This window comes from Acinetobacter sp. YH12049 (genome assembly GCF_013419875.1).
In the GTDB taxonomy this organism is placed as follows: Bacteria; Pseudomonadota; Gammaproteobacteria; order Pseudomonadales; family Moraxellaceae; genus Acinetobacter; species Acinetobacter amyesii.
Map to the genome: position 1 here is coordinate 18,825 of NZ_VOZH01000033.1, position 11,186 is coordinate 30,010.

The window sequence follows — 11,186 nt, forward strand, 5'->3', positions numbered from 1 at the left end:
ATATCAGGATAGTAGAAGAATGAGTGTCCGTATGGGGGCGATCGAGTGCCGTTAGACAATTTAATCAGCAAAGAGCCTAAACAGTTTGAATATTTTCATCGTTTGATGGGGTATATCATGCTGTCTTTGGTGATTGTTGTCTATCACTACACCCAACCAGATACGCAATATCAAATCTACATTCCTGCATTTTTATTTTTTCTGATTTTAGTTGTTCCCAAGTTTTCCCATTGGCTAATTTATCGATATAGCAATCAAGTTAAGCGTAATGTACTTTTTCTGATCGATATCATCGTTATTGCTGTACTAATGTCTGCAGTACATTTAAGCCTCGTTTTAACCTTTCTTGCGGTCTTTGCGCTGCTATATACAACCATTTATAACAAAATTAATTTCTTAATGATGTCCTTGGCTGGGATTGTTGGTGTCACTGTATTTTATTTATGTAATATTTATATCTTTGGTTTTCAAGAATATTTTGAGTCAACCAGCAGTGAGTTAACCGTTCTAGGTTTTTTGTGCCTTATTACATATTTCAGTGTGGGGACATTTTATCAACACACCCAAGTTCAGTCTTTGAGCAATAAAAAGAACCACTATTATGATCAGATGAATCGTTATATGGAATTTGCTAATCAATTGAGTCGTTATGCGCCTATGCAACTTTGGCAATCGATTATGAAAGGTGAGTCTGAAGCTAAAATCGAATATAAACGTAAGAAACTCACGATTTTCTTTTCAGATATCCAAGGGTTTACAGAACTTTCTGAAACATTAATCCCAGATGATTTAGCATTTCTACTCAATGACTATTTGAGTCATATGACTGAGATTGCCAAACAGTATGAAGCGACTGTCGATAAATTTATGGGGGATGCAATTCTAATCTTCTTTGGTGATCCACATAGCCAAGGCGTAGAGCAGGATGCAAAAACCTGTTTAGAGATGGCAATGGTCATGCGTCAGCAAATGAAGTTGCTGCGTGAACGCTGGATTAAAATGGGTTATCCGCCGCTACACATTCGTATGGGTATTTCTACAGGGTATTGCCACGTTGGGAACTATGGTGCAGCTCACCGTATGGCATATACCATCGTGGGTCGTGATGCGAATTTGGCTGCACGATTGCAAAGTGCTGCTGAAGTCGACGAAATTTTGATTTCAGACGATACGCATCATTTAGTGAAAAATGACTATTTATGTGCGCCCAAAGCACCGATCTTCTTAAAAGGTATCAAAGGCCCAGTACGTACTTGGCAAGTGATGGAAAAATACACCTCACAGAAAACAGATTATCAACGTTGGTTTGACTACGAATATAAAGGCTTTAATCTATTGTTGAACTTAGATGAAGTACAAAACTTTGAATATCCAGAACTAATACATGTCTTAGAACGCATGATTCAGCGCCTACAAACACAGCAAAAAATGACCAACTCTGCTGGTATTGTTAAACTGAATTTGGAAGATGAAGTGATTGAAGAAGTCAAAAAAACTGAATCGCACTCTTAATGATTCAACACATGCATAATTAAAATTAGATCTAATCGTATCGCGTAAAATTTAAACAAGAACTCAATTCATGCTTTTATCAAAATGTCTTCTTTTTTGATATGTTGAATACATTTATGTATAAAAAAGCCAGTTACGATAAACTGGCTTTTTAATTATAGAAAATATTCTATAAATTAATGATTTTCTGAAGCATGGTTGATGGTGTATTTAGGAATTTCAATTTCCAAATCTTCATCTTCAATTTGTACTTGGCATGACAGACGAGAGTCTGGTTCTAATCCCCAAGCACGATCGAGAAGATCTGCTTCGACATCATCCATTTCATCTAGACCATCAAAACCTTTACGTACAACCACATGGCAAGTGGTGCATGCTTTAGACATATCACATGCATGTTCAATTTTGATGCCGTTTTTTAACATGCTTTCGCAAAGGTTAGCATTTGCTTCGACTTCAAACTCAGCGCCGTTTGGGCAGATTGTTGCGTGAGGCAGTACTTTAATACGTGGCATAATCTTGACCTATAAATTAATTTGAGTTTGACCAATCATCGAGTTTTGTGCCTTTCAATGCGGCATCAATGTGCTGATTCATACGAGCTGCAGCAAATGCATCGCTATGTATTTTAAGCTGTTCTACAGCATGTTCAATAGCTTTGATATCTGTCGTTTCAAGTGCAGCATCTAAAACTGTGCGTGCAGCAGTGAGGGAACTATGTTGCTCTTGGCTGAGAAGTTGAGCATCTACTTTAAGTGCTTGATCAAGTGCTTCAAGTTCACGTTTTGCTTCCACTTTGGTTTCTTGAAGATGGCGTAAGTTTTTGTCTTCTTCAGCAAACTTATAACCATCAATCAGTAAGCGTTCAGTGTCGGCATCAGATAAACCATAAGAAGGTTTGATGTCAATTTGAGCATGCACACCAGAAGTGGTTTCTTTGGCTGACACCGTCAATAAACCATCTGCGTCAACTTGGAAAGTCACTTCGATACGTGCTTGACCTGCAGTCATCGGTGGAATACCACGAAGTACAAAACGACCTAGACTACGGCAATGTTCAACCAAATCACGCTCACCTTGTACAACATGAATCAACATCGCTGTTTGACCATCTTGATAGGTTGTGAATTCTTGGCGACGCGCCACAGGAATGGCTGTGTTACGCGAAATAAGGCGCTCAACCAAACCGCCCATGGTTTCTAAACCTAAAGAAAGCGGCGTGACGTCTAAAAGCAGTGAACCATCTTTAGAGTTACCAATAAGTTGGTTCGCTGTAATCGACGCGCCAATGGCAACAACTTCATCAGGGTTGATGGTGCAAAGAGGTTCTTGATTGAAGACATCTTGAACGGCTTTTTGTACAGCATACGAGCGGGTAGAACCACCGACCAATACCACATTTTGAATATCGCTGAGCTCAAGCTTGGCATCACGCATGACACGTTTACAAACGCTGATGGTTTTATCCAAAGCAACTTTGATGATTGATTCAAAAGTAGGGCGGTCTAAAGTCAATGATTGATCAAGGACTTTAAGCTCTACAGATTCAGCCTCGGTTAGAGCTTCTTTTGCTTTACGAGCAGAAACGATGAAATGGGCATATTCAGCATCATCTAAAGTTTCAATATTCAGTTGTTTTTTTGCCCATTTTACAATCAGACGGTCTAAGTCATCACCACCAAGCGCCGTGTGGCCACCCGTTGCTAGAACTTCAAAAACACCTTGAGAGAAACGTAAAATTGAAACGTCAAAAGTACCACCACCCAGATCGTAGATCACATAGTTTTGATCATGTGCAAGATTGGTGTCTTGGTCTAAGCCATAAGCCACTGCCGCAGCAGTCGGTTCATTTAAAAGACGGAGTACATTTAAGCCTGCAAGCTGTGCTGCATCACGCGTTGCTTGACGCTGTGCTTCATCAAAATAGGCAGGCACAGTAATGACAGCACCATTTACTGGATTGTTTAAGCTGCTTTCTGCACGGTCTTTAAGTTGTTTTAAAATTTCAGCAGAAATTTCAACTGGTGTTTTGCGACCTTGTGCAGTTTCAAAAGCAGGCATTTCATTCGCTTCACCGACTAAGTTGTACGGGTGTTGGAATTTAATATCTGCCTTAGAGCGACCCATAAAGCGTTTTACAGAAACGATGGTGTTTTTAGGATCAGTCGTTAAGAATGCCTTTGCGTCGTCACCATATTGCGTAGTGGATTCGCCATAGTGTGCAATAGAAGGGAGTAACACACGACCATGTTCATCGTTAAGCACTTTCGCTTTACCAGAAAGTACCGTGGCTACTAAAGAGTGTGTAGTCCCAAGATCGATACCAATTGCGATGCGGTGTTCATGCGGCGCACTTGATTGACCAGGTTCTGCAATTTGCAAGAGAGCCATGTGTGTTACATCCTTTGAACGTCAAATATAAAAAATAAATTAAAAATCATCGTCTAAATCAAAGCTATCGTCGTCTAAGAAGTGATCTTCAGCTTTATCGATGTCAGCCATTACTTTTTGGAAGAAGCGTAATTTACGTACGGTATCACGTGCTTCAGCCCAGTCTTCGTCGTCATAATCAATCTTGAATTCACGAACCAAACCGTCAATCCATTGCTGAACTTCAGTTTTAAGTGAAGTGAGGTCATCAGCAGAGCCTGCCTCATCTAACTGTTCACGAATTTCTAAGGCATCTTGTAGGAACTCAAAATCACTAATTGATTGATCAAGGTGATAATCTTGTTTTTTGAGACTTAATAGATATGCAGCGCGGCTATCAACATTGGATAAAGCTTTAAATGCTTGATTAATCTCACTGGATTTAATCAGGGCTAGATCTTTGTCTTCGGCTTTATCTGGATGATATTGTTGCTGCAACTTTAAAAATTCAGATTTTAAAACTGCTAAATCAATATCGAGTGCTACAGGTAAGTTAAACAACTCAAAATGATTCATGGGAGATGGTGTCCGCAATAGAGGTGCAAAAAGTGTTGCTTTAAATGCAATTAAAACAGTGAATTTTACACTGTTTTAATGCGAAAAAGGAGTGTGGAAAAGGCTTAAACCGTAAACGATTCGCCGCAGCCACATTCGCCTTTTTTATTTGGGTTATTAAATTCAAAACCTTCGTTTAATCCATTTTTCACATAGTCCATCTCCATACCTTCGAGATAAACTAAGCTTTTTGGGTCAACGAATACTTTTACGCCAAACTGATCGAATACTTGGTCATGCGTGTCAATATCATCAACAAACTCAAGTACATAAGCTAAACCAGAACAGCCAGAAGTTTTCACGCCAACGCGAATGCCTTCACCCTTACCGCGATTCTTGATGTAATTGCTGATATGAGTTGCAGCATTTTCAGTTAAATGAATCATGAAAACTCCGTTAATCTTTTTTAAAACACGTAAACAATTAAGCTTTTACTTTCTTGCTACGGTAGTCTTCTACAGCAGCTTTGATTGCATCTTCAGCAAGTACAGAGCAGTGTACTTTTACTGGTGGAAGTGCAAGTTCAGTTGCAATATCAATGTTCTTAATTGCTTGAGCTTCATCAAGAGTTTTGCCTTTTAGCCACTCTGTTACTAATGAGCTAGATGCAATTGCTGAACCACAACCGTAAGTTTTGAAGCGAGCTTCTTCAATTACGCCGTTGTCATCAACTTGGATCTGTAGACGCATAACATCGCCACAAGCTGGTGCACCGACCATACCTGTACCAACGTTTTCTGCATTTTTGTCTAAAACACCAACATTACGAGGGTTTTCGTAATGATCAATTACTTTTTCGCTATAAGCCATGACGCTTCTCCAAACCTCGGGGTCAGCCTTAAGATTAATATGGGGGTGAAATTACGTTAATCAATGAGATAGCCTTAAAATAAAAGCTATCTCACCGGGATGAATTAGTGTTCAGCCCATTCTACAGAATTAAGGTCGATACCTTCTTTGTACATATCCCAAAGCGGTGAAAGATCACGTAGTTTTTCAACTGCTGCTTTGGTAATTTCAAGTACATGGTCAATATCGGCTTCAGTGGTGTATTTACCAAAGCTGAAACGAATCGAGCTATGAGCCAATTCATCTGAAAGACCCAATGCACGAAGTACATAGGATGGTTCTAAAGTTGCTGATGTACATGCAGAACCAGAAGATACTGCGCAATCTTTAAGTGCCATCATTAACGATTCACCTTCAACGAAGTTAAAGCTGACGTTTAGATAGTTTGCAACGTTGTATTCTGGGTGACCGTTCAGGAAGACTTGTTCAAGACCTTGCAAGCCATTCCAAAGTTTGTCACGAAGTACACGAATACGAGTTTGTTCGGCATGTAAGTTTTTGCCTGCAAGTTCGAACGCTTCGCCCATACCCACGATTTGGTGAGTCGCTAGGGTACCTGAACGCATACCACGTTCATGACCGCCACCGTGCATTTGCGCTTTAATACGTACACGTGGTTGACGACGTACATAAAGAGCACCAATACCTTTAGGACCATAGATTTTGTGGCCAGAGAAACTCATCAAATCAACTTTCATTGTTGAAAGATCAATTTCTACTTTACCAGCAGCTTGCGCAGCATCTACATGGAAATAAGTTTTGTTTGCACGAGTCAATTCACCGATTGCAGCTACATCTGTAGTTGTACCGATTTCATTGTTCACCATCATCAAAGATACAAGAATTGTATCTGGACGAAGGGCTGCTTGAACCATTTCAGGTGTAATTAAACCTGTTTTTGCTTCTGGCTCAAGATAAGTAATTTCGAAGCCTTCTTCTTCAAGCTCGCGGCAAGTATCAAGAATTGCTTTATGTTCAATTTTACTTGTAATAATGTGCTTGCCTTTAGATGCATAGAACTGAGCAATACCTTTAAGCGCAAGGTTGTCAGATTCAGTTGCACCAGAAGTCCAAACGATTTCGCGTGGATCAGCTTTTACTAGATTAGCAACTTGTTCACGTGCATATTCTACTTTTTCTTCTGCCTGCCAGCCGTAAGCATGAGAACGAGAAGCTGCATTACCAAAAGTACCGTCAAACGTTAGACATTCCATCATACGTTCTGCGACTTGAGGGTCTACAGGTGTAGTTGCTGCATAGTCAAGATAAATAGGACGCTTCATGTCAAATACCTGTAACCGATAAAAGGGCTGAATCAAAGTTTGCTGAATTTTGACGAATAGATACGGTTTGAACGTTATCGCGTGCTACAAGGTCAGCAAGGGTGATTTTTGCAAGATAATCGGCAATGTGGTGGGAGAGTTCCTGCCATAAATCGTGAGTCAAGCACATTGCACCATTTTGGCAGTTGCCTTTGTGGTCACAACGGGTTGCATCAACTGTTTCATTTACAGCTTCAATAATTTCCAAAACAGTGATGTCTTCAGCACTACGAGCTAGGTGATAACCACCGTTTGCTCCACGGATGCTGGAAACTAAGCCGTGACGCTTTAATTTTGCAAATAACTGCTCAAGATAGGCCACTGAAATGGTTTGACGAGCTGCAATTTCTGCAAGAGTGATCGTTTGTTCAGTTGGCTGCAAAGCTAGATCAAGTAGAGCAGTCACTGCGTAGCGACCGCGAGTTGTTAAGCGCATGATTCGATACACATGTTAAGTCTAGATGTGCAGATTTTATGAATCCTGACTAAAATAGTCAAGTTTTTTTGAGATTGTTTATTTGTTTTATTTTGTCTGAAAAATTATGTATTTATTTGAACCACACATTATACACTAATAACGTTATTAAAAGAACAGATATTAGACTAAAAGCGATATTAATCCGCTTTTGACGGCGTTCGATACGCTTAATACGGTTTTTGTATTGTTTAACTTCAACTTGCAGTGTGTTGATTTTAGAGCGTTGCTGTTCAATTTTTTCTAAAAGTGGGGCAATACGTTTTTTAGACGCAACGATATCGTTTTCTTCGACAGGTTCAGACAGCCAGTGTTTCCAGTCAGATAAAATTTTGGGCACACTAAATAATGAAACCAGATCACGAAATTCATCTTTTAGAACCACATCACCATCGATACGCATGGTTTTGATGCTTTTACGATTACCAAATACAAAAATTTTTACCAAATCTATTAGTGTCGTGCGGACATCAAGGTCGATGGCTTTATCTGGAGATTTCGTGTCGAACAGAATACCGTGCTCAGTAAACTGAACATAAAAATCAAAATAAGGGATGTAGCTATTTATTTTCAGTGCGACTTTTTGATCAACAAATTTTTTAGCTTGTAATGCTACAACACGGTCATGTTTTAAAATGAAAGTAAAAATCGTTTCTAAAACAATCAGGGTCATAGTAAGCAACAAATGTGGTTGAGCTTGTGTTTGTTGCGTATCACTCATAAAAAAAATGTCCTTGTTAAAATCTGAAAGCACTGGAAACTGAGCGTCCTGCTCTAGAGGAACTTAGAATATACCAAAAAGTTGGTAATTCACCAGCTTTGTAGAACAGTTTAATCAATCTATCAAGTCATATGTTTGCTATTATGCTATTAAAATGAAGAATCACATGTTGCTGTGCACATAAAATAATCAGGAGAAGTGCGGATTATGGAAAATACAGAAAGCATAATTGATGATGCACAAGAAAAAGCAGAAAAGCCGGCTAAAACTCGCGTACGTAGTCATTCTGATCGCCGCTCTAAAATGGATTTTCGCAAATATACCAAACAGATTTGGTTGGCTGGATTAGGTGCTTTTTCACGTGCAGAAGGCGAAGGAAATAAGCTTTTTGACTCTTTAGTCAAAGTTGGAGAGGAGCTTGAGTCCAAAACGATTGATATTGCAGATCAAACTGTAGAAAAGGTTTCAGAAAAAGCCAAAGAATCTGTAACTGATACGAAAGATAAAGTAGAAAAAATTTTAGATAATAGTGTTAATCATTCTTTAAACCGTTTAGGATTGGTGACTGTAAAGGATTTACAGCACTTAGAAAGGCTTATACTTCAATTACATACTAAAGTTGACCAATTGGCCGAAGAAAATGCCCAACTGAGGGCCGAAATACTAAAAAAACACTAACTTTTTTACTATTATCGAATTTTCAAGGTTTTTTTCGTCAAAAAATTCTATAAAAAGAGGTTGATGAGTATTGCGTTTAACCCTAAAGCATTGCTATAAAGGCGTTATGGCGTTTTATACAAATTCTTGAACCTTAAATAAACGATATTAAGAGGACGTAATTTTCATGAATAAATCAGAATTAATTGATGCAATTGCCGAAAATGGGGGATTATCTAAGGCCGATGCCGGTAAAGCTTTAGATGCTACAATTGCTGCAGTTACCAATGCATTGAAAGCTGGTGATACAGTTACTTTAGTTGGTTTTGGTACTTTCAGCGTTAAAGAACGCGCTGCACGTACTGGTCGTAACCCACAAACTGGTGCGACTTTAGAAATCAAAGCAAGCAAAGTTCCTAGCTTCAAAGCTGGTAAAGGCTTGAAAGATTCTGTAGCTTAATCTTATTAAGCACATGAGACGCGCCATTATTTGGCGCGTTTTTTATTGGTAAATGTGATTAATTGATATATCGCATTCATTCATCTCGGGTTTTCGGTTAAAATTCACCGCAAATAAAATATTGGAATACTTATGGAATCGTTTCGTAAAGTCATTAAGGGTTGGCTGGGCAAGGTCTTGCTCGTTTTGTTTTTGACCCCTTTAGCACTTGTAGGTATTGAAGGATATTTTAGTGGTGGATCTAAAGATGCAGCAAAGACTGTAAACGGTACTGAAATTTCTCAAAAAGAACTCGAAGCACTGACGAACTCATTAAAAGAACAATATCTGGCATATGCTCAGGGTGATGAAACATTATTGAATCAAAATTTCATTAGCAATAAAGCGATGGATACTTTGGTTTCACGCCAATTGTTATTGCAACAAGCTGATAAATTAGGCATTAGCTTGAGTGATGCACAAATTGTGCAAATGATTCATCAGCAGCCAAGCTTCCAAGTCAATGGTCAATTTTCTGATGAAGCGTTTGGGAGATACCTCGAATCGATTGGTATGACGAACCGCACATTCATTGATAATTTACGTAAAGACCATGCTTTAAAAATGTTGTCTACAACATTTATGGAATATGCATTGGTGAGTAAGCTTGATATCTTGCAAATTGCGAACTTACAAACGGAACAACGTAGTATTCAGTTGGCGAGCATTAATCTTGAAAATTTCAAGAAAAATGTAAAAGTATCTGATGCTGAAATTGCCGCTTATTATGAGCAGCATAAAAACAAATTTAAGCAAGCAACCAGTGTTGATGCTGATTTTGTCGTATTAACACCTGCCAATATTACTGCACCTGTAGAAGCTGCAACTGATGCTGAATTGAAAGAAGCGTATAACAGCTTTGTTGAGAATGCACAGAAGTCAGTTAAACCACTCGTTAAGCACATCATGATCACTGCGGACAATCGTTCAGATGCCGAAGCTAAAAAACTGGCTGAAAGTGTTCAAGCTAAAATTAAAGCGGGTTTAAGCTTTGACCAAGCTGCAGCGCAATTCTCTGAAGATCCTGAATCTAAAGCAAAAGGTGGTGAACTGGTTGCTTATGAAAAAGGTGTGTTTGGTGATGCGTTTGATGCTGCAGTTGAAGGTGCTCAAGCTGGTCAAGTGACTGCTCCAGTAAAAACAGACAGTGGTTATCACTTGATCGAAAAAGTGGCGCCAGCTGTAAAAGTGGCTTCATTTGAACAGGAAAAGGCACGTCTACAAGCAGAAGTCGCTGCTTCGAAAAAAGCCAATGTTTTTTCTGACACTGTAAACAGCCTCAATGACATGGTCGTGAGCAGTGATGCCCTTGATGTCGTGGGTCAAGAAGTGAAAGGCGTAAAAGTACAATCATTGAATGGCTTAACATTAGCATCGCAACATCCAGTTTTAAGTGATGCAAACGTCAAAGTTAAATTGTTTAACGATGATGTTAAAAATGGTGAACGTAATGTTTCATCGAGCATTCAGTTGAAAAACGGTGATGTGGTTTGGGTGAAAGTGCGTAACTATCATGCTGCGGGTGTTCAAACTTTAGCTGAAGCGAAAGCGCATGTGAAAACTCAGCTGATTGAAAAGAAAGCGTCTGATGCTGCAAAAGCCCAAATTCAAGCGACATTAAAAGAGTTTGCTGCAAAACCTGCTGCTTCAGTTGCGAAAGGCAGTTTAAACTTTGAAAATGCGGGTACCTTCACTCGTGCGGATGGCTTGTTGAAACGCGAAATTCAACGTGCTGCATTTAGTGTAAAAGCGCCGAAAGCAGGTCATTGGTCTGTTACTACGACTAATCTACCAAATGAATTGGTTGTGGTTGCTGTGACTGCAGTGAACAAACAATCTGATGCGGCATTAACGGGTGAGCAGTTAGATGAGTTAACAAAACTTTATCAACAGCTTCGTGGTCAACAAGAATTTGATGACTACACACGTTATCTAAAAGATCATGCCAAAATTAAATAATTAAGGCAGCTTTAAAAAAAACCAGCTTTTGAGCTGGTTTTTTTATGTTTAAGTTTAATGCATCACACTTTAAGAAAAACGTAAGCGTCCGCTGAACACACCTTATGAATTCATCCTATAAGCCTTAATTTAGTCCCCACTTAAAAACAAGTGGGGACTTAAATTTATGACTACAAATAATCAGACATCCATCGTATCTCTTGCGAA

General features: G+C 39.1%; 12 protein-coding genes. 4 read left to right on the forward strand and 8 right to left on the reverse strand.

Annotation, left to right across the window (positions count from 1 at the left end):
* The first annotated feature begins 45 nt into the window (after positions 1–45).
* Positions 46–1,512, forward strand: a complete 1,467-nt coding sequence (locus FTU05_RS13650) for an adenylate/guanylate cyclase domain-containing protein (RefSeq protein ID WP_180034814.1) — start codon at positions 46–48, stop codon at positions 1,510–1,512.
* 176 nt (positions 1,513–1,688) lie between these two features.
* Here FTU05_RS13650 and fdx read toward each other — a convergent pair whose 3' ends face one another.
* The 8 genes from fdx to FTU05_RS13690 all read right to left on the reverse strand — a co-directional run bounded on the left by fdx (position 1,689) and on the right by FTU05_RS13690 (position 7,864).
* Positions 1,689–2,027, reverse strand: a complete 339-nt coding sequence (gene fdx, locus FTU05_RS13655; RefSeq protein WP_180145836.1) for an ISC system 2Fe-2S type ferredoxin — start codon at positions 2,025–2,027, stop codon at positions 1,689–1,691.
* Positions 2,028–2,043: 16 nt separating this feature from the next.
* Positions 2,044–3,903 carry a Fe-S protein assembly chaperone HscA gene (gene hscA, locus FTU05_RS13660; RefSeq protein WP_180054389.1) on the reverse strand — a complete coding sequence of 620 codons (1,860 nt, stop codon included), beginning with the start codon at positions 3,901–3,903 and terminating at the stop codon, positions 2,044–2,046.
* Positions 3,904–3,942: 39 nt separating this feature from the next.
* Positions 3,943–4,458 (reverse strand): Fe-S protein assembly co-chaperone HscB, encoded by a 516-nt coding sequence (gene hscB, locus FTU05_RS13665; RefSeq protein WP_180165754.1) that lies wholly within the window; start codon positions 4,456–4,458, stop codon positions 3,943–3,945.
* A gap of 104 nt (positions 4,459–4,562) precedes the next feature.
* On the reverse strand, positions 4,563–4,883 hold the full coding sequence (gene iscA, locus FTU05_RS13670; protein ID WP_078188668.1) for an iron-sulfur cluster assembly protein IscA: 321 nt from the start codon (positions 4,881–4,883) through the stop codon (positions 4,563–4,565).
* A 37-nt stretch (positions 4,884–4,920) separates the two neighbouring features.
* Entirely contained in the window at positions 4,921–5,307 is a 387-nt protein-coding gene (gene iscU / locus FTU05_RS13675) for a Fe-S cluster assembly scaffold IscU (protein ID WP_078188667.1), read from the reverse strand.
* A 104-nt stretch (positions 5,308–5,411) separates the two neighbouring features.
* Positions 5,412–6,629, reverse strand: coding sequence for an IscS subfamily cysteine desulfurase (locus tag FTU05_RS13680; protein ID WP_078188666.1), 1,218 nt, complete (start codon positions 6,627–6,629; stop codon positions 5,412–5,414).
* Position 6,630: 1 nt separating this feature from the next.
* On the reverse strand, positions 6,631–7,104 hold the full coding sequence (locus FTU05_RS13685; RefSeq protein ID WP_078188665.1) for an Rrf2 family transcriptional regulator: 474 nt from the start codon (positions 7,102–7,104) through the stop codon (positions 6,631–6,633).
* A gap of 112 nt (positions 7,105–7,216) precedes the next feature.
* A complete protein-coding gene (locus FTU05_RS13690) occupies positions 7,217–7,864 on the reverse strand; it encodes a hypothetical protein (protein ID WP_180004651.1) in 648 nt (215 codons plus the stop codon).
* 207 nt (positions 7,865–8,071) lie between these two features.
* On the opposite strand from FTU05_RS13690, the gene FTU05_RS13695 reads away from it, so the two are divergent.
* The 3 genes from FTU05_RS13695 to FTU05_RS13705 all read left to right on the forward strand — a co-directional run bounded on the left by FTU05_RS13695 (position 8,072) and on the right by FTU05_RS13705 (position 10,979).
* Positions 8,072–8,542, forward strand: coding sequence for a phasin family protein (locus FTU05_RS13695; RefSeq protein WP_180165756.1), 471 nt, complete (start codon positions 8,072–8,074; stop codon positions 8,540–8,542).
* Between the two features lie 166 nt (positions 8,543–8,708).
* A complete protein-coding gene (locus FTU05_RS13700; RefSeq protein WP_078188662.1) occupies positions 8,709–8,981 on the forward strand; it encodes an HU family DNA-binding protein in 273 nt (90 codons plus the stop codon).
* A 132-nt stretch (positions 8,982–9,113) separates the two neighbouring features.
* A complete protein-coding gene (locus tag FTU05_RS13705; RefSeq protein WP_180165758.1) occupies positions 9,114–10,979 on the forward strand; it encodes a SurA N-terminal domain-containing protein in 1,866 nt (621 codons plus the stop codon).
* Positions 10,980–11,186: the final 207 nt, after the last annotated feature.